The 24,498-nt window shown below is 49.6% G+C and carries 20 protein-coding genes, 6 tRNA genes and 2 pseudogenes; 11 read left to right on the top strand and 17 right to left on the bottom strand.

From position 1 onward, the window contains the following. Positions 1–24 precede the first annotated feature (24 nt). Both glsB and trmB read right to left on the bottom strand, forming a co-directional pair. Entirely contained in the window at positions 25–945 is a 921-nt protein-coding gene (gene glsB / locus ATN88_RS22490) for a glutaminase B (RefSeq protein WP_067419765.1), read from the bottom strand. A gap of 100 nt (positions 946–1,045) precedes the next feature. Beyond that, a pseudogene (gene trmB / locus ATN88_RS22485) lies at positions 1,046–1,761 on the bottom strand (tRNA (guanosine(46)-N7)-methyltransferase TrmB). A gap of 265 nt (positions 1,762–2,026) precedes the next feature. Here trmB and mutY point away from each other — a divergent pair. The 7 genes from mutY to ATN88_RS22450 all read left to right on the top strand — a co-directional run bounded on the left by mutY (position 2,027) and on the right by ATN88_RS22450 (position 5,215). After that, on the top strand, positions 2,027–3,103 hold the full coding sequence (mutY, locus tag ATN88_RS22480) for an A/G-specific adenine glycosylase (protein ID WP_067419764.1): 1,077 nt from the start codon (positions 2,027–2,029) through the stop codon (positions 3,101–3,103). Positions 3,104–3,134: 31 nt separating this feature from the next. Further along, positions 3,135–3,407 carry an oxidative damage protection protein gene (locus ATN88_RS22475; RefSeq protein WP_067419763.1) on the top strand — a complete coding sequence of 91 codons (273 nt, stop codon included), beginning with the start codon at positions 3,135–3,137 and terminating at the stop codon, positions 3,405–3,407. 93 nt (positions 3,408–3,500) lie between these two features. Continuing rightward, positions 3,501–4,643, top strand: a complete 1,143-nt coding sequence (mltC, locus tag ATN88_RS22470) for a membrane-bound lytic murein transglycosylase MltC (protein ID WP_067419788.1) — start codon at positions 3,501–3,503, stop codon at positions 4,641–4,643. A gap of 136 nt (positions 4,644–4,779) precedes the next feature. Next, positions 4,780–4,855, top strand: a tRNA-Phe gene (locus tag ATN88_RS22465). A 49-nt stretch (positions 4,856–4,904) separates the two neighbouring features. Next, positions 4,905–4,980: transfer RNA gene (locus ATN88_RS22460), tRNA-Thr, on the top strand. Between the two features lie 33 nt (positions 4,981–5,013). Next, positions 5,014–5,089, top strand: a tRNA-Phe gene (locus tag ATN88_RS22455). 50 nt (positions 5,090–5,139) lie between these two features. Beyond that, positions 5,140–5,215, top strand: a tRNA-Asn gene (locus tag ATN88_RS22450). Between the two features lie 413 nt (positions 5,216–5,628). Here the strand turns inward: ATN88_RS22450 and ATN88_RS27905 are convergent. From ATN88_RS27905 to ATN88_RS22390, 13 genes and pseudogenes are all read right to left on the bottom strand, one after another. Beyond that, the gene (locus ATN88_RS27905) at positions 5,629–6,594 is read right to left on the bottom strand and encodes a PP2C family protein-serine/threonine phosphatase (protein ID WP_232313485.1); all 966 of its coding nucleotides are present in this window, start codon (positions 6,592–6,594) and stop codon (positions 5,629–5,631) included. Then, entirely contained in the window at positions 6,512–7,291 is a 780-nt protein-coding gene (locus tag ATN88_RS27900) for a response regulator (RefSeq protein ID WP_232313484.1), read from the bottom strand. Before ATN88_RS27900 ends, ATN88_RS27905 begins: the two co-directional genes overlap by 83 nt. A gap of 20 nt (positions 7,292–7,311) precedes the next feature. Then, positions 7,312–7,611: an STAS domain-containing protein gene (locus ATN88_RS22440; protein WP_067419762.1), complete on the bottom strand. Its 300-nt coding sequence runs from the start codon at positions 7,609–7,611 to the stop codon at positions 7,312–7,314. Positions 7,612–7,619: 8 nt separating this feature from the next. After that, the gene (locus ATN88_RS22435) at positions 7,620–8,792 is read right to left on the bottom strand and encodes a methyl-accepting chemotaxis protein (protein ID WP_067419761.1); all 1,173 of its coding nucleotides are present in this window, start codon (positions 8,790–8,792) and stop codon (positions 7,620–7,622) included. After that, positions 8,785–9,828, bottom strand: coding sequence for a protein-glutamate methylesterase/protein-glutamine glutaminase (locus ATN88_RS22430; RefSeq protein WP_067419760.1), 1,044 nt, complete (start codon positions 9,826–9,828; stop codon positions 8,785–8,787). The genes ATN88_RS22435 and ATN88_RS22430 overlap by 8 nt, the downstream gene beginning before the upstream one ends. Continuing rightward, complete coding sequence (locus ATN88_RS22425; RefSeq protein WP_067419759.1) at positions 9,828–10,469, bottom strand: chemotaxis protein CheD; 642 nt, start codon at positions 10,467–10,469, stop codon at positions 9,828–9,830. The genes ATN88_RS22430 and ATN88_RS22425 overlap by 1 nt, the downstream gene beginning before the upstream one ends. A gap of 31 nt (positions 10,470–10,500) precedes the next feature. Next, positions 10,501–11,352 carry a CheR family methyltransferase gene (locus tag ATN88_RS22420; protein ID WP_067419758.1) on the bottom strand — a complete coding sequence of 284 codons (852 nt, stop codon included), beginning with the start codon at positions 11,350–11,352 and terminating at the stop codon, positions 10,501–10,503. A 2-nt stretch (positions 11,353–11,354) separates the two neighbouring features. Continuing rightward, positions 11,355–13,742, bottom strand: a complete 2,388-nt coding sequence (aer2, locus tag ATN88_RS22415) for an aerotaxis transducer Aer2 (RefSeq protein ID WP_067419757.1) — start codon at positions 13,740–13,742, stop codon at positions 11,355–11,357. Between the two features lie 5 nt (positions 13,743–13,747). Continuing rightward, positions 13,748–14,221 carry a chemotaxis protein CheW gene (locus tag ATN88_RS22410; RefSeq protein ID WP_067419787.1) on the bottom strand — a complete coding sequence of 158 codons (474 nt, stop codon included), beginning with the start codon at positions 14,219–14,221 and terminating at the stop codon, positions 13,748–13,750. A 12-nt stretch (positions 14,222–14,233) separates the two neighbouring features. Next, positions 14,234–14,740 (bottom strand): chemotaxis protein CheW, encoded by a 507-nt coding sequence (locus tag ATN88_RS22405; RefSeq protein ID WP_067419756.1) that lies wholly within the window; start codon positions 14,738–14,740, stop codon positions 14,234–14,236. An 8-nt stretch (positions 14,741–14,748) separates the two neighbouring features. Beyond that, positions 14,749–16,823: pseudogene (locus tag ATN88_RS22400) on the bottom strand (chemotaxis protein CheA). 21 nt (positions 16,824–16,844) lie between these two features. Beyond that, a complete protein-coding gene (locus ATN88_RS22395) occupies positions 16,845–17,204 on the bottom strand; it encodes a response regulator (RefSeq protein ID WP_028023039.1) in 360 nt (119 codons plus the stop codon). Positions 17,205–17,234: 30 nt separating this feature from the next. Next, complete coding sequence (locus ATN88_RS22390; protein ID WP_067419755.1) at positions 17,235–17,513, bottom strand: STAS domain-containing protein; 279 nt, start codon at positions 17,511–17,513, stop codon at positions 17,235–17,237. A gap of 368 nt (positions 17,514–17,881) precedes the next feature. Between ATN88_RS22390 and ATN88_RS22385 the strand changes: the two genes are divergently transcribed. Both ATN88_RS22385 and ATN88_RS22380 read left to right on the top strand, forming a co-directional pair. Further along, positions 17,882–17,957 (top strand) — tRNA-Phe (locus ATN88_RS22385). A 51-nt stretch (positions 17,958–18,008) separates the two neighbouring features. Further along, positions 18,009–18,084 (top strand) — tRNA-Thr (locus tag ATN88_RS22380). 131 nt (positions 18,085–18,215) lie between these two features. Here the strand turns inward: ATN88_RS22380 and mrcB are convergent. Both mrcB and hrpB read right to left on the bottom strand, forming a co-directional pair. Next, positions 18,216–20,543, bottom strand: a complete 2,328-nt coding sequence (gene mrcB, locus ATN88_RS22375; protein WP_067419754.1) for a penicillin-binding protein 1B — start codon at positions 20,541–20,543, stop codon at positions 18,216–18,218. Between the two features lie 11 nt (positions 20,544–20,554). Then, complete coding sequence (gene hrpB / locus ATN88_RS22370; RefSeq protein ID WP_067419786.1) at positions 20,555–23,014, bottom strand: ATP-dependent helicase HrpB; 2,460 nt, start codon at positions 23,012–23,014, stop codon at positions 20,555–20,557. 91 nt (positions 23,015–23,105) lie between these two features. Between hrpB and thpR the strand changes: the two genes are divergently transcribed. Together thpR and sfsA are read left to right on the top strand one after the other, a co-directional pair. Then, positions 23,106–23,660 carry an RNA 2',3'-cyclic phosphodiesterase gene (thpR, locus tag ATN88_RS22365; protein ID WP_067419753.1) on the top strand — a complete coding sequence of 185 codons (555 nt, stop codon included), beginning with the start codon at positions 23,106–23,108 and terminating at the stop codon, positions 23,658–23,660. An 8-nt stretch (positions 23,661–23,668) separates the two neighbouring features. Further along, positions 23,669–24,379 (top strand): DNA/RNA nuclease SfsA, encoded by a 711-nt coding sequence (sfsA, locus tag ATN88_RS22360; protein ID WP_067419752.1) that lies wholly within the window; start codon positions 23,669–23,671, stop codon positions 24,377–24,379. The last annotated feature ends 119 nt before the right edge of the window (positions 24,380–24,498 follow it).

Genomic DNA, 24,498 nt, shown 5'->3' with positions numbered 1-24,498 from the left:
AAAAACGATGGCTGTGAAAAAGTACTAAAAAATTGAACGGCCAATCCGTTCTGCAAGCAGTTCCAATGCTGCTGTGCCTGCCAGTGAGTTGCCTGATGCATCAAGCTCAGGCGACCATACAGTGATAGACATCTCACCCGGTACAATCGCAACAATACCACCACCAACACCCGACTTGCCCGGCATACCGACGCGGTAAGCAAACTCACCTGCACCGTCATATAAACCGCACGTCGCCAGTAAGGCATTCAACTGCTTACACTGAGTCTGGTTGATAATTGTTTTTTCTGCGCCTAAAGGAAGTCCCTTATTTGCCAGATAGTTAAATGTCTTGGCCAAATCGACGCAGCTCATGCGCAGTGCACAATAATGGAAATAGTTCGCCAGAACAGGCATCACATCGTTGTCGAAATTGCCGAAAGCCCGCATCAGATAAGCGATCGCCGCATTGCGGTCTGCGTGATCCATTTCAGACGCCGCCACCACCTTGTCGTAGCAAATATGCTCGTTCCCAGAAAGGTGTCGAACAAATTCCAACATGCGTTGGCGCGGTGCGGAAAGTCGGCTGTGTAGCATGTCGCACACCACCAAAGCCCCCGCATTGATGAACGGATTTCGCGGGATCCCTTGCTCCATCTCAAGCTGGATCATCGAGTTAAACGCTTGGCCCGAAGGCTCCTTGCCAACACGCGTCCAGATCTCTTCTGGGCTGTAATTTTGCAGGGCTAGCGTCAAGCTAAGCACCTTGGAGATCGACTGGATCGAGAAGGGTTCGTGCGCATCACCGGCCGTGATAATTTCACCGTCGTTGTAGCACACCGCCACACCTAATCTGTTCGCCGGCACTTCTTTTAGGGCGGGAATATAGTCAGCAACTTTTCCTTGTCCAATCAATGGACGAACTTCTTCAAGGATGCCGTTTAACAGCTCAGGAGTGGGTTTCATTACGATCTCCAATGGTCAAAAAAGCCAACACGAGGTTGGCTTTGTCGATTTTCGTTACCACAACACAAATGTGTGGCAGCGGGAATGTGTGAACGAGAAATTACTCGACGCGCGCGTATTTCATGTCCCAAACGCCATGGCCCAAACGGTGGCCACGCGCTTCAAATTTGGTCAGCGGACGCTCTTCTGGACGCTCGATGTAAGGGCCGTCAGTCGCGGTGTTTTTGTAACCCGGCGCTACGTCCATTACTTCTACCATGTGCTCAGCGTAGTTTTCCCAGTCTGTCGCCATGTGGAAAATGCCACCGATTTTCAGCTTGTCACGCAGCATTTGAACGAACTCAGGCTGCACGATACGACGCTTGTGGTGACGCGCTTTGTGCCATGGGTCTGGGAAGAATAGCTGAACCGTTTCTAGGCTCGCTACTGGCAGCATGTGCTCAAACACTTCAACCGCATCGTGACACATTACACGCAGGTTGGTGATACCCGCATCGCGAGCTGCCATCAGACAAGCACCAACACCTGGCTGTGTACTTCAATACCGATGAAGTTTTTCTCAGGTGCATTCTTTGCCATTTCAACCAAAGATGCGCCCATGCCGAAGCCGATTTCCAGTACAACTGGGTTATCGTTGCCGAACACTTCTGTCCAATTGAGTTGCTTCTCTTCGAAGTCGATACCCATTGTTGGCCAGCAGTCATTCATTGCCTGCTCCTGACCTTTAGTGAGTCGTCCTTCACGACGAACAAAGCTTCTGATTTTACGAAGAACTTTACCGTCTTCGGTCAGTTCGGGTTTGATGACTTCTGCCATGGTTTTATGCCTGCAACTCAATAATGAAGAAAAGTTAAGCGGATCGCGCATTATCCAAAGATTACGGCTTGGTGCAAGCCTTGCGCGATTGGGTTACGTATCTTTCATACCAATGCTGCCTTTTTCAGCAACCCAAGCATTGATAGAATGCCCACAACGACGTGGGTTATTTCCCCTCAAATAGTACCATTTGGCGTAAATTCGGCCTCATAAACGACGAAGAATTTACGCCGACAGGTATAAAAATAACAAAAGAGTTAGCAAAGTGAGTCAGTCTTTTTCCGATGCCATACTGAAGTGGTATGACAAATACGGACGTAAAACCCTGCCATGGCAGCAGGAAAAAACGCCTTACAAAGTGTGGCTGTCCGAGATCATGTTGCAGCAAACGCAGGTCGCGACCGTCATCCCGTATTTCGAGCGTTTTATGGAACGCTTCCCGACCGTGGTTGATTTGGCCAACGCGGAACTCGATGAAGTCCTGCACCTTTGGACTGGGCTTGGCTATTACGCCCGTGCGCGCAACCTGCACAAGGCCGCGATCAAAATCGCGACCGACTACAACGGCGAGTTCCCAACAAACATTGATGACGTGATGGCCTTGCCTGGCGTTGGACGTTCCACCGCAGGCGCAGTACTTTCTTTGTCCTTGGGTCAACACCATCCAATTCTAGATGGCAACGTTAAACGCACCCTCTCTCGTCATTTCGCCGTGGAAGGCTGGCCGGGTAAGAAGCCTGTTGAGAGCCGCTTGTGGGAGTACGCAGAAGACAACACGCCAGCAGAGGGCGTGCAGCGTTACAACCAAGCCATGATGGACATGGGGGCGATGATTTGTACCCGCAGCAAACCGAAATGTGAAATGTGTCCGGTCAACTACAGCTGTGAAGCCAATGCGCAGGGTCGCCAAGCGGACTTTCCGGGTAAGAAGCCGAAAAAGACGCTGCCAGAAAAAGAAACCTGCTTTGTTCTCTTCCAATATGAAGACCAAATATGGCTGGAACAACGACCACCCGCTGGGCTTTGGGGCGGACTGTGGTGCTTGCCGGAAACCAGCGAACTGGCCGCAGATACCTTTATCGGCAATAAACTCAATCAATCAGGCCATGACAAACCTGAACACCTGACGGCGTTTCGTCACACATTTAGCCATTTTCACCTCGACATCGTGCCTGTTCGCGTCAAATTGCATAGCAAACCTGCAATGAGTGGGGATAATGGGGTGATGGAAGGCAATGGCGGCCTTTGGTATAACTTAAACCAACCGGCAAAAGTTGGGCTTGCCGCTCCGGTACAAAAGCTGCTGGAAAGTCTTACCCACGAATTGCAGACAACGATTTAGATAGATCGATTTTTACTTTAGGAGCTTAATGATGAGCCGTACTGTTTTTTGCCAACGACTTCAGAAAGACGCTGATGGCTTGGACTTCCAACTTTATCCTGGTGAGCTGGGCAAGCGCATTTTCGACAACATTTCCAAAGAAGCTTGGGCGCAGTGGCAAAGCAAACAGACCATGTTGATCAACGAGAAAAAGCTCAACATGATGGAGCCAGAGCACCGCAAATTGCTTGAAGAAGAAATGGTGAAGTTCCTGTTTGAAGGTCACGATACCGTGATCGAGGGCTACACTCCGCCTTCAGAGTAAGGCATTGTGCTCACAATTTTGCGATAGCGCTTTGTAAAAAAAGGCATCCTGATTACCCTAATCTGGATGCCTTTTTACTTTTGTGCGAACGGAATGAAACTATACCGATATCTGGCGCTTTTGCTGATCCCACTTTTAACTTCAGGTTGTAGCCGAGAAATGATCGAGTCGATCTATCAAATCGACTACGACACCACCAACCGATTCGCCAAAAATCTTGCCCCTCTTCCCGGTCAGTTTGAAAAAGATTTTGCAGCACTCGATAAGCTCATCAACAGCTTTAACGGCAACATCGAGGTGCGCTGGGGTAAAAATGAAGTCTATGTCTCGGGCAAGCGCGACTACGTAAAATACACAGACAACTACATGAGTCGTGCCCGTGTTGATTTTGCCAATGGTAAAGTCACCATTGAAACGGTCGCCACAACTGAACCTAAGCAACATTTAAAACAGGCCATTGTCACTACCCTGCTAACACCCAATGATCCTGCGTCTGTCGATCTTTACTCTGCCGCAGATGTTCCAATAAGCGGTGCCCCCTTCTTACAAGGACAGGTGGTGGATCAGGATGGCAAAGAAATCGCCTGGGAGTGGCGCGCGAACCGTTACGCTGATTACTTGGTCGCTAACAAACTCAAGACCAAATCGCTGCGCTTTCAAAAAGTCTTCTATGTCGAAATCCCGATGGTGAAAGACCACTCGAGCAAACGACGCTATCAATATGCAGACATTATCCGCGATGCCTCGCGTCGTTATGGCATCTCTGAAGAGCTGATTTACGCCATCATCAAGACCGAATCCAGCTTCAACCCATATGCGGTGAGTTGGGCCAATGCTTATGGCTTGATGCAGGTAGTGCCTAAAACTGCAGGGCGCGATGTGTTTAAGCTCGTGAAAAAACGCTCTGGTGAACCTTCTCCTGAGTATTTGTTTGATCCGGCGAAGAACATCGATACGGGTGCCGCGTATTTCTATATTTTGAAAACGCGTTACCTAAAAGATGTGCGCGATCCGCTGTCAAAACACTACAGCATGATATCTGCCTATAACGGCGGAACCGGAAATGTGCTGAAAACCTTCCATCGTTCTGACCGTAAACGCGCGATGAACGACTTGAATCGGTTAAATCCTAATCAGGTGTACTGGGCATTGACGAATAAACACCCCTCTTCGGAGTCTCGTCGATACCTTCAGAAGGTGACTAACTTCCAAAAAGAATTCCGTCACATGCAATAAAAATGCGGAAAAGACCGTAATTATCGTGTGTTTTTAAATCAAAGCGATGAAAAAGACAGCAAACGGTCTTATTTGACGTTTTTTTTAAAAAAAGATGTTGACGGTAAGCCTCAAAAACCGTTTAATGCACCCCGTTGCCTCGATAGCTCAGTCGGTAGAGCAGGGGATTGAAAATCCCCGTGTCGGTGGTTCGATTCCGCCTCGAGGCACCATATTTAGTGAGATGGTGCAACACGACAGCAACGTTTCCACGGTTTGTGTGCCGGCTTAGCTCAGTTGGTAGAGCAACTGACTTGTAATCAGTAGGTCACCAGTTCGACTCCGGTAGCCGGCACCACTTATTTAATGTAGCGCGATTCGCTAACATTAAGCCTCGATAGCTCAGTTGGTAGAGCAGGGGATTGAAAATCCCCGTGTCGGTGGTTCGATTCCGCCTCGAGGCACCATATTGCAAATGGTGATGAACTTAGTTTCGACTAAATTTTTCTCCAGCAATTCCCCCTTAGTTCAGTCGGTAGAACGGCGGACTGTTAATCCGTATGTCGCAAGTTCAAGTCTTGCAGGGGGAGCCACTTAAGAAACCTAGTCTTCGGACTGGGTTTTTTTCGTCTAAATTTCAGTGCGCTGCACTGATTGTCGCAACCCTAGGCGGGCCCGTTAAGTCTTGCAGGGGGAGCCACTTAAGAAAACCTAGTCTTCGGACTGGTTTTTTTTCGTCTAAATTTCAGCGCGCTGCGCTGATTGTCGCAACCCTAGGCGGGCCCATTAAGTCTCGCAGGGAAGCCACTTAAGAAACCTAGTTTTCGAACTAGGTTTTTTTCGTCTGTCATTCAGTGAGCTGCACTGATTGTCGTAACCTGTTGCTTTCGTCTGTCATTCCGTAGCTTCTAACAACAGGCCAATAAAAAAGCCTGCTAGCTTGAGCAGGCTTTCTCATCCGATAACGATTTTCTTTATTGGTGATTCACTTCCGGTAAACCTGCTGTCAGCTTGTAGGTACCTCTTGCCGTGCAACCCCCATCTTCATAATAGAAAACATCACACAGCTCACTGACCAAGCAATGCCGCGACCACACATAGCTCCTGAGTCATCCAAACGGCTTTCTGATCCCGTATTGGCGAACCCTTCCCCGTTATGGGTTAGGTAGAAGTGCAGCACGCGCTCTTTGGGTTTGAACGAGACACCAAGCTCCATAAAGGCATGTTCACCCAAGTTTTCTAACCGCGACTGGCGTTCAAGGTAGTAATCCAAGAAACCTTCATCATCATTTTTCAGATCAGACTCCAGCTTAAGCAGGCCATGCTCCAACGCGTTGTTACACAGCTCCGATAAGATGGTGCACATCAAATCCAAATCAATGTTGCTGCCAATCGGTCCTTTTAGTACGCGGCGCACTTCCCCAACGATATTGACCTTACGCAACTCGGTCGCGCCAAAGAACACCGTAAGCTGCGATGGCGAACGTCTTTCGTAATAATCCGGTTCGCCCAACGATGCTTCTATGTTGCTTCGAATTGGCGCGGTCATCTCAAGCATCGACATGTCATCGCCGACACCACCACCACTGGTAAAACTGGTTACACGTTCACGAACAACATCAATCAAGCTAACATAGGACTCAGAGAACAAGGCCTCAATGCCTTCCTCTCCCAGCTCCGCACCAGATGCGTTTCTGGCTTCGGTCACACCGTCGGTGAAGAAAAACAGCTTGTCCCCTTCTTCTAACTTGAGCGCAACAAGGTTGGCTTCAAACTCATCAGACTCCATCGCACCCAGTGCCATGTGTGCTGAAGGCAATCTTTGTTTCAATTCGCCGTCTTTATCGATGACATAACCATCGGGCATACCCCCACCCCACCAGTTAATGTCAAGCCCATTGGCGGACACTTCGAGAAGGTTCGCGGCAACCAACATGCCTGGCGGCAAAAAACGTTTTAGCGTTGCATTCATTTCCGAGGCCATATCTCCCAACGACAGGCCGTTTTTTGCCATGGCGAAAAACGCTTGGTGGCAGGAATTGAAGAGATAGCAGCAGGCAAACCGTGCCCTGTGGCGTCAGCAGCATGGCGTATATCCCGCCTTGGGGACGCGGAGCAACCAACACAACATCACCATTAAAATTAGTGAAAGAGCTGGTGTAGAAATTCACCCCTTCCGCTTCTTGATAGCAGCCCTGCATCAAGTTGCTGAAAATGGTCTCAGCCATCGTGTGCTCATAAAGGGTATGAGCGTGAAAATGTTCTAATTTGTCCCGTTGAACGGCAACTTCGTTGTAAAGGCGTATATTTCGACAATGCGCCCTTACCTTAGCAACGATGGTTGTTCGACTAATAGGCTTGGTGAGAAAGTCATCTCCCAGCGTCATACAGCGGTTAAACGCATCGTTATCCGTTATACCGGTTAAGAAAACAATCGGTAAATATTGGGTTCGGTAAATCGTCCGGATATGCTTTGCAGCTTCAAACCCATCCATGACAGGCATCAATACGTCCATGACGATAAGGTTTGGAAGCTCATCAAGTGCTTCCAACATATCCAACGCCATTTTGCCGTTGTCGGCAATCAGCAACTCGTCAAACTCGTCCTTTAATACATGTTCGAGAAAGCATTGAAGCGAGATGTCATCTTCTACTATGAGAGCTTTCACTCGCTACCCCCTTTAAGGACTTATTCAATCATGAACTTCTTCTCAAAGCGTGCAATAACAAGCACACGCTTAATCTGCGGCATAGTGTTAATCAGTCGAATATCGCCTTCGCTCTTGTTCAGGAAAGTCTGCATGTTCAACAGCATCCCAAGCCCTGCACTATCAATGTATTCCGTGCCTCGAAAGTCGACAACAATGTCTTTCCCTTTGCAGTCTTGATAAGCGTCTCTAAATTCCTGCACGACGCTGAAATCAAACTGTCCGTTCACATGGATTACTACTGACTTACCGTCATTTCTATCTTCGCGACTAATGGCCATACCGTCTCCTAAAACAGTTCGATGTCGCCTTCATCGGCGGACATTTGTTTAGCCGGGGCACGTTCCGCAGAACCTGCCATCTCTTCAATCTCATCCACTGCTTTATGCAGTGCCACCCAATCGACACTCCCCTCTGCAAGCTTGTCCATAATGAGGGCATTAAGGTCTTCTAAAATATGAAGGTTGTTCAGCACATGCTGACCTTGCTGAGAAACGATGTCGGCAAATTGCAGGCCTTGGATACTCTTGGCCACCTCCCCGCGCACCACTTCCCCTTGTTCTGACACGCGTGATATTTCATTCGTCACTTCCATATTGACGGCCTGAACACCCTTCAATAGCTCTTCAATACGCGTTTTCGACTCTATCGCTGCAGTCATATCCAGCGTGGCGATTTCACCGACGATAGAGTTAGTTTGCTTGACCGTGTCTTGTGCCAAATTGATGTCTTTGTGGATTTGGCTGTTAAGGTCGGTCGCTCGATTTGCAAGGTCACGCACTTCTGCCGCCACCACACCAAAGCCTCGACCGAGCTCCCCGGCCCTTGCCGCTTCGATGGCCGCATTCAATGCCAGTAAGTTGGTTTGATCCGACATTGCCTGCACCTGATCGAGCAGATTAAACACGGCATCGAGCTTTTCTGACATATCGTGAATACGGTGAATCGCGGTAATACTCTTCTCTGATACCTGCACCAGAATGTCGATATAGGTATCAATCGCGTTCTCTGTCTCAGGTAAGACCTTGGTAAGGCTGTATTCGCTTTCATCATTGTTCAGCAAATCTTTGATCATGTGCTGGGACAACTCCGCCTGCTTGCTTACTGCCTTCTCCATACCAAAGAAGCTGGAATTGAGATTGTGTACCGAGTCATCAATCACTTCCTGTTGGCGATCGAGCTGCTCGCGGATCGGAATCAGCTCCAAATTCAATATACTGTGAATTTTTCGGAGGATTGCCGTCGACTCATAGTCGACACTCGCATCGCTCATCACCTGCGCTTCACTATGCTCAGCGTTTTGTACTGCTTCCTCTTGTGGCTTTTTCCACAACAAGAGGACAAACAACACCACTGCTGTCGCTGATGAAATCGTAATGACAGATTGCTCTACCATCAGCGGCCCGCAGGCTGCCCCAATAGCCAACAGCGCAATCAAGGTTCTTAAGCTAGATTTACCCATACACTTTACCTACAAGGTAAGTTGCGATTTTATCTAGCGGCATAACATGCTGCGCCGCTTCCATTTCAACTGCGGCACGGGGCATTCCCCAAACCACCGAAGATTTTTCATCTTGCGCTACCGTGACGCCTCCTGCATTCAATACATCCAACATGCCTTGCGCGCCGTCTTTGCCCATGCCAGTCAAAAGAATACTGAAACAGCGCCCTCCAGCGGCTTTGGCCAGCGATGAGAACATGACATCGACAGAAGGCTTATGACGATGAACCGGCTCGCCATCGCAACGCTCGCAGTAATACTGTCCGCCTCGTTTGACAATTCGTATGTGTAAATCACCGGGGGCTACATAGACACGGCCACTGACTAAAGGGGCTCTGTCGGTTGAAAGCTCTTCTACATGCAACTTGGACGCACGATTCAATCGCTCAGCGAAAGACTTGCTGAAAACGGCTTTGATGTGTTGAGTGACAACGATGGGCGGCATCATCTCAGGAAGTGCTTCCAAGACATTGCGAATCGCCTCTGTGCCGCCCGTAGAGGCACCGATAGCAATTACATCGTAGTCAGATTTGAATTGGCGACCGGAAACGCTGATTTCCTTGGGAGAGCGATGTACCGCTCCCGCAATATTGGCATTTGCGGCCATTTTGACTTTTTCGACCACCAGCTGACGGTAGTTACCCATTTCAGAGGCAACGTTCTCAGTAGGCTTGGGGAAGTAATCGACCGCTCCGATATCCAGCGCAGCCAAAGTAGCGTCCGCACCATGTTGTGTCAGCGTCGAGATCATCACCACTGGCATGGGATGCAACCTCATAAGGTTGCGAAGAAACTGAACACCATCCATCTTCGGCATTTCAATATCCAACGTGATCACGTCGGGTTTCAGCTTCTTTATTTTTTCTCGCGCTTCGTAGGGGTCGACCGCAGAGCCGACAACCTCAAGTTGTGGATCTGAATCGATGATTTCACTGAGCAATGCTCTAAAAACTGCAGAGTCATCAACAATCAGTACCTTATGTACTTTTTGGGTCATTAAAATAGCTCCGCACTATCGTCGTCCTCACGTTTCGCTTCTTTCACCAGACGACGTTTGTAGTTGCTTTCCTCGGCTTCTACTTCTCCACGATAGCCTCTCAATTTCTTCACCCAGGCTTTGCCTGTGATCGGGTCAAATACCACCTTGCGAGGAAACTCTGTGCCAAGATCCTCACCTACCAGTGTCAATCCTTCGCTTTCAACATAGTTTCGGATGAACTGAATGTTTTTTTGGCCGATGGCCGCTTGCTTACCCATGACCATGCCGCCACCAAACAGCTTTACACGCAGTCGGCTTTTGATGGCACCTTGCTGGATCATGGTATTGATCAACAGCTCCATGGCGTAATTGCCGTAGCGCGCTGCATTGGAGCGCCATTGCGTTGGATCCCAGCCTTCAATGTCATCCGCGTCGCCAAATGGCAACATAAAATGATTCATGCCACCCAGCTCGATGAAGGGATCCCATACACAAGCCGATATACAAGACCCGAGTCCTGTCGATATCAGCTCACGCTCGGAGGTCACGTAGACTTCTCCGGGCTGTATTTTCACCATCATCATCTGCTTCCCGGGGTGAAAGAAGCGTCTAGCACCTGCTCCTATCGGACACCCGGTCAGCTCCAGGATTTTATGCATATCTAGCTCGTTCCCAGTTCAAAAATGCTCGTTAGGGTTTGCGAAACATGGTTTGCCCTAAATTCTCAAATCGACTGCCCATTTTGCCGATGCTTTCAGAATGCCCAATAAAAAGAACGCCACCACTACGTAGCATTTCCCAGAACCTGAAAATAAGCTGCTGCTGCATATCTTTTTCAAAATAAATCATGACGTTGCGACAAAATATTGCGTCCAATGGCCCTTTGTGGGGCCAAGGTGCGGTCAGATTTAATTGCTTAAAGGTAATTGCCCTCTGTAGCAGGGGCTTTGCTTTTAATAATTCTTGTTTTTGTCCGCGGCCTCGAATGAAACCGTGTCGCAGCATGACGTCAGGAATAACCTTGGTGACCTCAATGCCATACGTGCCGTGCTTGCCCACTTCAAGAACTTGCGTGTCTAAATCCGTCGCCAGTATCTTGCAGTCATAGTTCGGCCCTAACAGGCCACTAACCGCAAGTGTTGAAGCGATGGTGTAAGGTTCTTCGCCCGTCGAGCACCCCGCTGACCACACGCGAATACGCTTACGTTTTTGCAGTTGCCACTCAGGCACCAATACGTCAGACAGAAAGTCGAAGTGGTGCTTTTCACGAAAGAACTGTGTCTTGTTGGTGGTGAGTGCATTGATAAACGCAACGCGTTCATCCAAGTCCGAGTGCACACGGTTAAAATAATCTTTGAAGTTATCTAGCCCAGTTCGACGCAAACGTCTCGCTAAACGACCATACACCATTGAGGTTTTACGCTCAGAGAGAGAAATCCCCGTCTCTCTGAGCATAAACTCTTGAATGAACTTGAAGTCTTCTTGAGTAAACTCAAACTCCCGCTGCTCCTCAATCTGACTCAATGCTTCAATGGCATCCACCCTTAGAACTCCTCCCAATCATCGTCAGAGATGGGCGCAGGCGCACCGTTAGCAACATTTTTTACTGCTGGCGGTGGTGCAGAAACAGCCTTTGGTGTTGCAGCTTTAGCGGGCGGTTGGTAGCTCTTTAGCTCGGTATTTCTCGGTGCCATTGCTCCAGCGTGTGACGCATCGACTTGGAAGAAGCTGATAAGGTTGATCAGTTCACTACCTTCATCTCTCAAAGACTGGCTTGCCGCAGAGGCTTCCTCAACCAATGCCGCATTTTGCTGCGTCATTTCATCCATCTTGACGATCGCTTTCGAAATCTCGTCGATGCCACTCGCCTGTTCTTGGCTCGCTGAGTTGATCTTGCCAATCAGGTTGGTCACTTCGCCAACGGCGGTCACGATCTCATTCAGCATTTCACCAGATTCGTCCACAAGTCGAGAGCCTTCAGATACCTTGTCGACGCTGTCTTTAATGAGGTCTTTAATTTCTTTCGCAGCACCCGCACTGCGTTGCGCGAGGTTACGAACTTCACCAGCGACCACAGCAAAGCCTCGGCCTTGCTCGCCCGCACGTGCCGCTTCAACCGCCGCATTGAGTGCAAGAAGGTTGGTTTGGAAGGCTATCTCGTCAATCACGCTGATGATGTCTGCAATACGCTTACTGGCTTTGTTGATCTCACCCATCGCAGAGACCGCTTGTTTCACGACCTCACCGCCCTTCTCTGCTTTTCCGCTGGCGTTTTGAGAGAGTTTGTTGGCCGCATTGGCACTTTCAGCATTTTGTTTAACGGTGGAAGTCATCTCTTCCATGCTCGCCGCCGTCTCTTCCAAGCTCGCCGCTTGTTCTTCGGTACGTTCGCTGAGGTCTGTGTTACCGTCCGCGATTTCGCCAGAGGCAGACGCTACACGCGAAGATGACGCCGTGATTTTCTCTACCATGTCACGCAGGTTCGTGATGGACGTGTTTACCGCATTGCTGAGCTCAGCAAAGTCACCTTTGTAATCATCCGGCATGTTGACCTTCAAATTGCCTTGGGAGACTTTTGACATAACATCTTTACAGTTGTTGAGCGGGCCAACCATGTTGTCTAACAGGCCATTGATTCCGTCGCTCAAATTAGACATAAACCCTGTGTACTTGCTGGCATCCATACGGCTGCCAAGACGACCTTGCGACGCATCCGCAATCAAGCCTTCAACATCTCGCTGTCCCTGCATTTGTTGGGTAATGTCTTCCCACTGCAATGCGGGACCAATGTAGTTACCTGTCGCGTCATACATCGCAATACAGGTCAGCTCAAACTCCAATCCGCTCACCTTAATTTGCGCGGTATACGGGAGCCTGTCCGGGTTACCGATGATGGAGCGTTGGTGCGATGGGTTTTTGTGGAAAATATCGAAGTTTTTGCCGACGAGATCGTTGGCTTTAAAACCAGGGAAGTTCTGTCTAAGCTCATCTTCCCTGCTTGAGAGCAGCTTGGTCAGTGCAGGGTTACAGTAAGTGATATTGCCGTCTTTGTCGGCCATCATCAGATTGGTTGTCATGCCTTCGACTGCCGATACCAGTCGCCCGACCTGCAGCTCACGAGATCGCAAATCGGTGACATCTCGCCATTCCAAGCTGTTACCAATGTAGTTGCCTTTAGCGTCGTTAATCGCAGCAACATTCAGTTCGATAGTCAGGTCTGCTACGCTGATATCGGTTTTGTATGGCAGGTTTGCAGGGTTCGACAAAAGTTGGCGTTGGTGAGCAGGATTCTTATGAAACTCATCAATACAACGCCCCATCAACCAATCTTTCGTCGCGGTAAAGCCCGGCCACATTTGACGGAATGACGCTTGATGCTTTTCAAATAAGTTAATCGTCTCTTCGTTGACGTAAGTGATTTGCAAATCACGGTCAATTAGCACCATCGCCGTTAACGACTGGTCGACGGCCGCTTGAAGTCTTGCGCGTTCGTTTTCCGCCTTGAGTTGGGCGGTCACGTCGTCCCATTCCAGTGTATTGCCGACATAGTCACCCTTATCGTCAACGACAGCACCTACCACCAAGCGCAATGAAACATCGTCAATCTTAATGATGGTGTCGTAAGGCAAGTTGGCAGGGTTCGACAACAGCTGTCTTTGGTGCGCAGGGTTGGCATGGAACATGTCAATGCAGTTGCCCACGATCCAATCTTTTTCAGCACGGAAACTCGGCCATTTTGTGCGGAATAAGTCCTCATGAAGCTTGAGAAGCTCCAATGACTTTTTGTTGACGTAGAAGACTTTGAAGTCGCGATCCACCATCATCAGCGCGGTCTGAGCCGTGTCCAATGCAGAGACAATGTGCGCCTTTAAACCTTGATCTTCTTGTGTGTTTTCAGATACAGCTTCCTTAGTTCTATTCCACCAAGACATAACTTTTAACCCTCGCTAACCAAGTCTGGCTGCGCTACTTCATGCAACTCGTCAAAATCAAATAATCGTTCTAACTTAATCAACACCACGTGTTTGCTATCGACAGAAGCAATTCCTTCAATAAATCGCTCATCAATCTTCACATAACCCGGTGCTGATTTAATTTGGCTCGTCGACAGCTGATAAACCTCAGCAACGGCATCCACAATGATCCCGAGCGACTGGCCGCTGGTATTCCTAACAATTACCACTACAGTGGTTTTGCTCAAGGTGGCCGCTTCCATATTGAAGCGCTGTCTGAGGTCCACGATCGGGATGTATTCACCACGAAGCTCTAACACGCCGAGCAAGTAGCTCTCGCTGTTGGGTAGCTTGCGCACGTCAGACCAACCTCTCACCTCTTTCACATCCAAAATGTTGACGCCGTACTCTTCGTCATCAATCAGGAAACTCAGGAATTCTTTTACTTCATCTGCCATCATCATCGCCCCCTAGTGCACCAAGGCTTCAATGTTGAGTAATGAATCAACATCCAAAAGGCTCATCACCTGTGCATCCACATTGAGCAGGCCACTCACGAAAGGCATCACTTCGGAATCCCCAATCGGTGGCATTAAGCTGTTGTCACCCATGTCGATAACGTCCGACACCGCATCCACAACAACCCCCATCATCCTTCCGCCTACGTGATCACTCGATTTCAAAATGAGCACGACCGTTGTGGGAAGGTATTCAATCTTTCCTATGTTGAAACGCACGCGAAGATCCATGATCGGCACTATCATGCCGCGCAAATTGATCACACCGAGGATGAACTCTGGCGCACGAGGAATGGCGGTGGGCGTTTCCCATACGCGTATCTCTTCTACCGCTTTGATATCAACGCCATAGAGTTCATGAGCGAGATCGAAGCTTAAGAAATCAGAGCCTTTGAGGCGCTCTTCTCCCGCATCCATGCTGTCACTCATGTCGGCAGTCGCGATGGCTTGATCTGTCATGGCTCCCCCTACGCAGCTATATGATTGTTGGTTTCACCTACGCGGCTTAAGAAACCTGTCATCAGCCCTTGCACGTCGAGGATCAGTGACACTGAGCCATCACCAAGGATTGTCGCGCCGGAAATACCGTTAACGCGCGTGTAGTTTGATTCGAGGCTTTTAATAACAACCTGTTGTTGGCCCAGCATTTCATCCAACAACAAACCAATTCGGTTGCCGCCCGCTTCCACCAGACAAAGCAGTTGTTTATCCAACGCCCCAGTTTCGCCTAGCCCAAATTCTTCTTTGAGCCTCAGGATTGGAATGTTTTCGTCTCGTAATCTGTAAAGCTCGACACCGCCAGTGGCGACAATGACGCGCTCGGATTCGATTTGAATCGATTCAATGATTGAAATAAGCGGTACAACGAAGACTTGGTCTGCCAGCTTCACGAGCTGTCCGTCGAGTATGGCGAGTGTCAGTGGCAGGCTGATTCTAAATACGCTACCCACTTTGGGTTCGGAATCGACCTCGATGTGACCACCCAGATCTTCGATGTTACGTTTCACCACATCCATGCCAACGCCTCGACCGGAGACATCAGACACTTGTTCTGCGGTCGAAAAACCAGGTGCAAAGATCAGGTTGTACACTTGGTGATCCGAGAGATCGTCCAGCGCGGTCTCGTGGTGGAGCAGTCCTTTCTCAAGGGCTTTCTTCCATACCCTTTCTTTGTTGAGGCCCGCACCATCATCGCGCACCTCAATCACAATAGAGCCGCCTTGGTGATAGGCTGTCAGTGATACGCGGCCAGTTTCTGACTTCCCTTTCTCCGCACGAACATCCGGCGATTCTAGGCCGTGGTCGACAGCATTTCGTACCAAGTGGACAAGAGGGTCTGTGATTCTCTCTAACACGGTTTTATCGAGTTCCGTGTGCTCCCCTTCAATCACCAACTCGACCGCTTTACCAAGCTGAGAAGACAAATCTCGAATCAATCGAGGGAAACGGTTGAAGGCGAAGCTGATCGGTAGCATGCGAATGTTCAGCACGCTTTCTTGCAGCTCTTTGGTGTTTTGCAGCAACTGATCAAGGCCGGCTTGAAGCTTTCCAGCTTACTCTCGGAAAAGTTCTGGCTGAGCTCTGTCAGCATGGATTGCGTGATAACCAACTCACCCACCAAGTTGATGAGGTTATCGACTTTGTCTATCTCAACCCGAATAGATGACACTGCATCGGCTTTTGACGGCGTCTGCTTCGAGGGAGATCGTGGCGTTGCCCCAGAAGGCTTAGGCTGACTGTTTGCGGCTGACGCAGCAGGCGCAGGGGCCGGTTCAGCAGTTGCTTGCGCGGCAGGCTCTTCAGGTTTCTCCGATTCCGTCTTAGAGATATGGAGGTCACACTCGTCTTCCACCCACTCAAAGATTTCTTCTATTGACGCCTTGTCAGCCTGACCGTCGATGGTGATGCGCCAACTGAGGTAACACATCTCAGGCTCAAACTCGCTCATTGAGGGAAGCGCATCAGTAATGCACTCGATGTTGCAATGAACACCAAGCTCAAAGACTTCCCTCAAAATGCGGACAGGATCGTTGCCCGAGAAGAACATGTCTCGATGAGGAATAAAATGGATTAACCAATCCCCGTTACTCTCAGATACGTTGTCTTCAGGTGAATCATCAGCAGTGCCCGAAGTCGCACTGTCAGATTCACCGCCATCGAGCAATTGGTTCAGCTTTTCAGTGAGCGCGTCTCTAAGGCCATGATCAAAATCGCTACCCGTTTCGTAAGCAACTAACATGCTATTGATGCAGTCGCCGCCCTTAAGCAGAAGATCAATGGTTTCAGCATCAAGACGTCGCTGGCCTTCCCTAGCTTCGTCCAGCAGTGTCTCCATGACATGTGTAAACTGGCTGATTTCATTGAGGTTAAACGTCGCGCCACCGCCTTTGATAGAGTGAGCGGCACGAAATATCGTGTTGATGATATCAAGGTCCGCCTCGCCATTAGGGTCAAGGGCAAGCAGTTCGCGTTCTAGGATCTCTAAATTCTCACGGCATTCCTCGTAGAAAATCCTGCGCAGTTGATCCATGTCCAAAGCCATAGTGATCTCCTTGCTTGAACGTTAAATAACACGTTGCAGGGTTTTGAGAAGCGTATCTGGATTAAACGGCTTGACTATCCAACCTGTTGCGCCTGCTGATTTACCCATGCTCTTTTTCTCCGCGGAGGTTTCCGTGGTGAGCATCAGGATAGGCGTGAATTTATACTGTGGAACGGCACGCACCTGACGAACGAACTCAAGTCCATCCATGTTCGGCATGTTCACATCTGAGATGATAACGTCGTACTGCCCCGTTTTGGCTTTCGACAATGCCTCTGCACCATCATTCGCCGTTTCAACCTGATAACCCGCTTCTTTCAGGGTGTGGCTCACCATCTGACGGATAGAAACGGAATCATCTGCAGCTAGTATTTTTCGCATACTGTCACCTTGATTGAACTACGTGAAAAACTAATCAGCAAAATCTTTCAAGCCCAAAGGCTCAACCAACCCAAGCGTTTTTGCTGCTGCTACCAAATCACTCGAAGCCCCCTGCCATTTCCAAGTCACGGACTGGCTCTGACAAACGTTTTTCGCAGTGAGTAATAACTGCAATCCTGGCGCGTCTACTCGCGAGACTTCACTGCCATCGATTAGAAGGCTGTCGGATTGCTCCAATTCGGCCTGCAGGCGATCCTTGATGTCCATCACCTGCGTAATATCCAATTGTTCTCCCAATGAGAATCCCATCGCAGAATTCGCTCCAATATCTATTGACTTACGCCAAAGGAATATATGTACCTGTAAGTGTAGCAATAATGAGAAAAATGGCAGTTTTTTAGTCAAATGCTTTTGAATTGAAAAAATACGCCCAGATCCAACACTTTTAGAAAGCAGTAATAACCACAAAGATATTAGGTGATGGTTTTTTAATCTAGAGAAGACAAGAAATTGAAGATTTTGCTAATGCGGCAAGAATCACATAATTGTGAAATTGATTAATAGAACACCATTCCGATTACATTCACAGCAAACTAGACAAAAAAGCAGCAAACGAACCAAAATGACTCAAATTAATTTTGACAGAAACTCGGTTCTGCTATTTAATGCACCTCGTCGCCTCGATAGCTCAGTTGGTAGAGCAGGGGATTGAAAATCCCCGTGTCGGTGGTTCGATTCCGCCTCGAGGCACCATATTAGAGAAATGGTGCTTACACGAAAAAGCGACATTTCTAAGGTTTGTGTGCCGGCTTAGCTCAGTTGGTAGAGCAACTGACTTGTAATCAGTAGGTCACCAGTTCGACTCCGGTAGCCGGCACCATCTCTACGAAGGCCTCGTCATTGACGAGGCTTTTTCGTATCTGTCGTATCTGAAATCCCCATACTCACCAACAAAAAAGAGCCTGATAACTTTCGCTATCAAGCCCTCTCTTTTCATTCTTTATCTCGTTATCAGTTAAACAAGCCGCTGAACCAACCAATCGGATCAGATTTCTCACACCGCTTGCGCCAACTGCCACTTGGGTCCCACATCGGAATTTTCGTTTCGCTAACGCAATCTGTGACAAACTGACCGTCGTGAACGCGATATGGCACGCTGGTTAACTGCGAAGGCCAACTTAAGATAAGACGCTCAGGTTGTCTTGCTTTGATGTAGTCCGCGTAAACGCGAAGCGCACCCGAAGAGCCTGTCAGTTTGGTCGATTTGTTATCATCACGTCCCAACCAAATGGTCACCACTTCCCTGCCATCGATACCGACGTACCAACTATCGCGATTGTTATCTGTGGTGCCCGTCTTACCTGCCATCGATGCCCATGCGAATGATGGATTCAGGTATCTTGCCGTGCCATCTTTTACCGCTTGCTTCATTGCATACAAGGTTAACCAACTGGCCTGCTCAGGGACGGTCTGGTTCGACTTCGGCCAGTTTCGGTAAAGCACTTGCCCCTCACGGGTCACCACGGCTCTCAACGCCGTCAGCTCCGCTTGTCGACCGCCACTACCCAGCGTTTGGTACATTTGCGTGACTTCCATTGGCGTTAAGGTGAACGCGCCAAGAAGCAACGACGGTACTCGCGTGATTTGGTCTGGGTCGACACCAAGCTCTTCAAAGGTATCAATGACTTTGTCTAACCCCAGGGCCAAACCCAGATTCACAGTTGGAATGTTATAGGAGTTTGCCAATGCGCGAAGCAGCGGCACTTCACCACGGAATTTTCGGTCGTAGTTGCGAGGACGCCATTCACTGCCCTTGTCGCCTTTTAGCACGACAGGTTTGTCTTCCAGTGGCGATCCGAGGTTGTATTTGTTTGGCTCACTCAAAGCAGCAAGGTAAACGGCCGGTTTAGCCAACGAGCCGATTTGACGTCGACCGTTCAGCGCACGGTTAAACCCGGCATATCCTGGCCGACTACCGCCAACCATGGCGCGAATTTCCCCGCTTTGACGATCGGCAATAACCGCCGCCGCTTCCAATTCTTTACCTGCGACCTTTTTCAGCTCACCCACTTTCTTTACCACAGTCTTCTCAATCAGGGATTGAGAAAGTGGATCTAGCGTAGTGAACACACGAAGGCCGCTTTCTGGGTCGAACTGATTGCCAACCCGTTCACGGATTTCCATTGTTAACTGCTCAAAATACGCTGGTTGGCGGCTGTTTAGACTCGGTGATTTCTGTACATCCAGATCGCGTGCCGCAGCTTGCGCATATTGGCTGGACGTGATGATGCCATTTTCCATCATCATTCTTAGCACCAAGTCACGGCGCGTCTGCGCACGTTCCGGATAGCGCCAAGGATTGTAATAGGACGGTCCTTTCACCATGCCCACCAGCATGGCTAGCTGGTCAATGCGAAGCTCTTCAATCGGTCTGCCGAAGTACAAGCGCGCCCCAAGCGGGAAGCCATGTACCCCCTGCCCTTTCGCCTGCCCCAAATACACTTCATTTAGATAGGCTTCGAGAATACGGTCTTTGCTGTAGCGGTAATCCAAGATAATGGCGATATAGGCTTCTTGCACTTTGCGCCACAAGGTACGGTCTCGGGTCAGAAAGAGGTTCTTCGCCAACTGCTGCGTCAGCGTCGAGCCGCCTTGCACGGTTCTGCCCGCTTTGATGTTCACCACCAACGCACGCGCTATCGCCAGTGGAGAAACGCCATCGTGATGATAAAAATCGCGGTCTTCGGTGGTCAGCAAGGCATCAACCAAAAACTCGGGGAAACGTTCTCGCGGCAAGAACAGACGCTGCTCGTCGGTGTTGGATTCCATCATCCCCAGCAGTTTAGGCTCGATACGCAGATAACCGCGTTGCTTGCCATCATCAAGCTGCTTGATGCTCTCAACGCCATCACTGCTAAATGTCACCATGACATGCTTGGAAGGCTGCGGGCCGTCTTCAAACTCAAACGGGCGGCGGATAAGCTCGACGCGGGTGGACGATGCGGAATACTCTCCCGGACGGCTCGGCGTTCTAACCTTGTTGTAATTAAGGAGGTCCAGTTCTCGCTTGAGCTCGCTGATGGTGACGTCTTCACCCGGCGCAAGGTGCAGAATACGGCCATAAACGACAGCGGGAAGCTGCCATATTTGACCATCAAAGCGGTCGCGGATTTTGCCATCCAGATAGATACCTAGGATGAAGAGGGCCGCAAGCCCAACCAGAGCGAGTTTCAGTCCCAGAGAGAAAAGCGTTTTTCCCCAACCACGTGATGTCGTCTTCTTGGCTTTGGTGCTTTTCTTTTTGGCCGCAGGGCGTTTTTTAGGTGTTTGTTTTGTCATGAATCTTGCTGTTAAACGTCCGGTTTAAAGTGGCGTTTTGTTAATTTTGTTGGCTGATGATTGGCAGGATCGTCCGGCCAAACATGCTTCGGATAACGGCCCTTCATTTCTTTTTGCACCTCTTTGTAGGCACCTTGCCAAAAGCCGGCCAAGTCCTGAGTGATTTGCAGTGGCCGCTGAGCTGGGCTTAATAACTCCACCACCAGCGTCACTTTGCCATCTGCAATAGCAGGTGATTGCGCCTGACCGTACATTTCCTGCATTTTTACGGCCAGCGCAGGCTTGGCATCTGGCTGATAACGGATTTTGTAATTCGACCCCGTGGGCACTTCAAAGGTTTCGGGCAAGAGCCTATTAAGCTCTTTGGTGGTGTCCCACCCAAACCACGCCTCAAGTGCACTGTAGACATCCACCTTTTTCAACGCTGCTGTTGATGTAACACCACCAAGAAATGGCAGAAGCCATTCCTCTAACGTTGCCAACATGGCTTCTTCATCCAATAACGGCAAGGTTAACGGCAAGTCCCACGCAATGGCACATTGCGCACGCGTCAGCAGGCTTTCGGCTTTTGCGTTCAATGGTAAACTCACCAAGCCCTTGCGCTTTATCTGTTGCAGGACTGCTTGTGTCCGCATCTGGTCACTGATTTGAGTGATGGGTTTTCTAGAAACCACAATCTCGCCACAGCGCACTTGCGTCTCTGCCACCAAACGCCCTTTTTGCTCATCCCAGTCTACCCATTCTTGCTCGGAAAACAGTGAAGGCAATTGGGTTTGAAGGACAGAAAGATCCGCAGGGCACGCGGTAAAGATACGGCTATCCCCTTGCGCCATACTCATTAAATCAACCGCAATCAATGCGTCTTCGGCAGAAAGAGGATGTTCGGTATCAAGCTGGGCTCCGTGTCCGTTACTCAATAAAAAGCGACCATTACCACCGCGAGATTTAGCAATGCGATCGGGCCATGCTGCAGCAGCGAGCACAGGCAAGAGCTCTGCCTCTATCTCAGACGATAATTTCCCTTTTACGCGTTCTGCTAGCTGCTGAGCGCGCTGAGCATGAGTTCCCTTGCGAGACGTTAACTGCATCAGTTGCAGCCTCAGGTCGCTGTCTACTTTACCGCGAAGCGGCTCTTCCGCCCACGCGGCAAGCCAACAGGCTGTCGACAAGGCGTTGCCATCTAGTTGCTTGGCAGTCAGCAACATGGCACCAAGGCGCGCCTCTACACCGAGGTGATTGAGCTGTTTGCCTGATGCTGTCAGTGACCCCTTATCATCAATCAACCCCAATTGTTGCAAAACCGCCAAGGCTTGTTGCCAATGCTGGGTCGGCGGCTGGTCAAGCCATTGCAAATCTTCGGGTGCACATCCCCATTGAATGACCTCCAACACCAGTTGCATCAAGTCACTGGTGAGAATTTCAGGATCAGGCACGGCAGGCATGCGTTGGAAGGTTTCTTCACTGTAAAGGCGCAAACAAACGCCTTCCGATAAACGCCCTGCTCGTCCCATGCGCTGGATGGCAGAGGATTTGGCAATCTGCAGGGTGTCCAATTTGGTAATGCCGGTTTTTCGATTAAAGCGCGCCACACGTTCAAGGCCCGCGTCCACCACCAAGCGAATCCCCTCGATGGTCAAACTGGTTTCCGCGATGTTTGTGGCCAGCACGACTTTGCGTTTACCTGATGGCGCAGGCGATATCGCCTCTTGTTGCTCTTTGGAAGAAAGCTGCCCATACAAAGGGCAAATCAGCACATCAGACGATACCTTGTCAGCGAGGGCTTCGGCGGTGCGCTGTATTTCTCTCACGCCAGGCAAGAAAACAAGGGCTGAGCCTTGTTCTTTTTCAAGCAACTGTGCAATCGCTGATGCCACCAAAGACTCATAGCCGTATTGACGGGCAATGGGCTGATACCGAACCTCAACAGGGAAGCTTCGCCCTTCAGATGTCACGACCTCCGCATCGGGCAACAGCGCGGACAGTGCGCCATCATCCAGCGTTGCAGACATGATGAGCAGGGTCAGATCGTCTCTAAGACCAGCTTGTACATCAAGTGAGAGTGCTAAAGCCAAATCGGCATGCAGGCTACGCTCGTGGAATTCATCGAAGATCACTAAGTCCACCCCTGATAATTCAGGATCGGTTTGGATCATGCGCGTTAGTACGCCTTCGGTGACAATCTCAATTCGCGTTCGATCACTGACACGGGTTTCACCGCGTACACGCAAGCCCACAGTGTGTCCCACTGGTTCCCCCAACTGCTGCGCAAGAAATCTGGCAATGTTTCTTGCAGCCAGTCGGCGAGGCTCCAACAAGACGATGCGTCCTTCGAACACGTTTCTCTGTAACAACACCAAAGGAAGGCGGGTTGACTTACCTGCGCCCGGCGGTGCTTTTAAAATGACTTGAGCATTGTGACGAAGTGCGGAGAGAACGTTGTCTAAGACGCTGTCGATGGGAAGCTGTGACAAATCAAAAACCTTTGTGTCAGAATTAACCGCCAAAGTATATACCCAAGCCATTTGAAAATGCAGGACTCAGCCAATAAGGGAGAGGGATTTGATGTCAGCAACGCAGCGTTTGTTCTTCGCCGTAGATTTGAAGGACGCAGTAAACGCGAAAAGTAGAGAGAAGATCATTGCGCTGAAAGCATCACTAAGCCATGAGGGACGCGCAATCCCTGATGATAATCTTCACCTTACGCTGGCGTTTTTGGGGAATGTGAGTGCCGAGCAATATCGTCAATGTTGTGATGCGGCGGATGCGATCCGAGCGCGATCGTTTCAATTGCAAACCACCCAAACGGGATACTTCAACAAACCAGAGATACGCTGGCTAGGCATCGCTCCCTCATCCTCACTATTAACATTGGCTCGCCAAGTGCAAACCATTCGCCGCGACGTGCTGGGATTGCCTGATGAACATCAGTACTTACCCCATATTTCACTGCTGAGAAAAGCCCTGCCTTCGGCGCAAGAACAGATGCTGTCCGTTCAATTGCACGTTTCGCGCTTTGGCCTTTATGCTCAGAGCCTCGAGAAGAAGGTTCTGGTGTGCGCTATACCTGCCTTAATCATTGGACATTGCAGGGCTGACAGATTCCCAAACACGCTTTAAGGAAAACCATGGATTTTTCACCGCCACTACAATCTGCTCGTCTCATCAAACGCTACAAACGCTTTCTTGCGGACATTCAATGCAACGATAGCGAAGAGCGAACTATTCACTGCGCCAATACAGGTGCAATGACGGGCTGCGCTACCCCAGGCGATACGGTGTGGTTTTCAACATCAGACAATGCCAAACGAAAATACCCACACAGTTGGGAATTGACGCAAACACAAGCCGGTCATTTTATCTGTGTCAACACAGTACAGGCCAACCGTCTTGTTATCGAAGCTATCAATGAGGGCGTGATTGCAGAATTAGCCGATTACGCTTCACTTCGTGCTGAAGTGCCTTATGGTGAAGAGAAAAGCCGCATTGATATCTTGCTGCAGTCACCCGATAAAGCCGATTGCTATATCGAAGTGAAAAGCGTCACGTTGCTCGGAGAAAACGGACAAGGATTCTTTCCCGATGCAGTGACAACACGAGGACAAAAACACCTTCGTGAATTAGGGACATTGGCCCAACAAGGTAAACGTGCCGTACTGTTATTTGCCGTACTTCACTCTGGTATTGAAATAGTTTCCGCAGCAAAACATATAGATGCGGTCTATAATCAATTACTTATTGAAGCTGAGTCACTCGGCGTGGAAGTTTTGTGCTACAAAGCGGACCTATCACCATCATGTGTGAGCATAAAAAATCGGGTCCCGTTTTCCCACCTGTGAGAAAAAATGTAGACATGTTCACACTGGGATGACGTAAGGCAGAAACAATCGTTGCCTCGATATAGGGTTTCTGTTATATGTACCGCCCTCTTTTGACCAAGCGGGTCAGGGTGTATTTA

Source organism: Enterovibrio coralii (assembly GCF_001559595.1).
Lineage (GTDB): Bacteria > Pseudomonadota > Gammaproteobacteria > Enterobacterales > Vibrionaceae > Enterovibrio > Enterovibrio coralii.
The sequence above is the reverse complement of the archived record's forward strand: the minus strand, read 5'-3'. Positions and strand labels throughout refer to the sequence as shown.

What these genes read in the sequence shown, in the direction of transcription:
- aer2 (WP_067419757.1), bottom strand. Translation starts at nt 13,742, where the DNA reads ATGTCTTGGTGGAATAGAACTAAGGAAGCTGTATCTGAAAACACACAA.
- mltC (WP_067419788.1), top strand. Translation starts at nt 3,501, where the DNA reads ATGAAACTATACCGATATCTGGCGCTTTTGCTGATCCCACTTTTAACT.
- ATN88_RS22410 (WP_067419787.1), bottom strand. Translation starts at nt 14,221, where the DNA reads ATGGCAGATGAAGTAAAAGAATTCCTGAGTTTCCTGATTGATGACGAA.
- glsB (WP_067419765.1), bottom strand. Translation starts at nt 945, where the DNA reads ATGAAACCCACTCCTGAGCTGTTAAACGGCATCCTTGAAGAAGTTCGT.
- ATN88_RS22430 (WP_067419760.1), bottom strand. Translation starts at nt 9,828, where the DNA reads ATGACCCAAAAAGTACATAAGGTACTGATTGTTGATGACTCTGCAGTT.
- ATN88_RS22435 (WP_067419761.1), bottom strand. Translation starts at nt 8,792, where the DNA reads ATGGGTAAATCTAGCTTAAGAACCTTGATTGCGCTGTTGGCTATTGGG.
- ATN88_RS22395 (WP_028023039.1), bottom strand. Translation starts at nt 17,204, where the DNA reads ATGCGAAAAATACTAGCTGCAGATGATTCCGTTTCTATCCGTCAGATG.
- ATN88_RS22475 (WP_067419763.1), top strand. Translation starts at nt 3,135, where the DNA reads ATGAGCCGTACTGTTTTTTGCCAACGACTTCAGAAAGACGCTGATGGC.
- ATN88_RS27905 (WP_232313485.1), bottom strand. Translation starts at nt 6,594, where the DNA reads ATGAATGCAACGCTAAAACGTTTTTTGCCGCCAGGCATGTTGGTTGCC.
- ATN88_RS22440 (WP_067419762.1), bottom strand. Translation starts at nt 7,611, where the DNA reads ATGGCCATTAGTCGCGAAGATAGAAATGACGGTAAGTCAGTAGTAATC.
- sfsA (WP_067419752.1), top strand. Translation starts at nt 23,669, where the DNA reads ATGGATTTTTCACCGCCACTACAATCTGCTCGTCTCATCAAACGCTAC.
- thpR (WP_067419753.1), top strand. Translation starts at nt 23,106, where the DNA reads ATGTCAGCAACGCAGCGTTTGTTCTTCGCCGTAGATTTGAAGGACGCA.
- mrcB (WP_067419754.1), bottom strand. Translation starts at nt 20,543, where the DNA reads ATGACAAAACAAACACCTAAAAAACGCCCTGCGGCCAAAAAGAAAAGC.
- ATN88_RS22425 (WP_067419759.1), bottom strand. Translation starts at nt 10,469, where the DNA reads ATGCATAAAATCCTGGAGCTGACCGGGTGTCCGATAGGAGCAGGTGCT.
- ATN88_RS22390 (WP_067419755.1), bottom strand. Translation starts at nt 17,513, where the DNA reads ATGGGATTCTCATTGGGAGAACAATTGGATATTACGCAGGTGATGGAC.
- ATN88_RS22405 (WP_067419756.1), bottom strand. Translation starts at nt 14,740, where the DNA reads ATGACAGATCAAGCCATCGCGACTGCCGACATGAGTGACAGCATGGAT.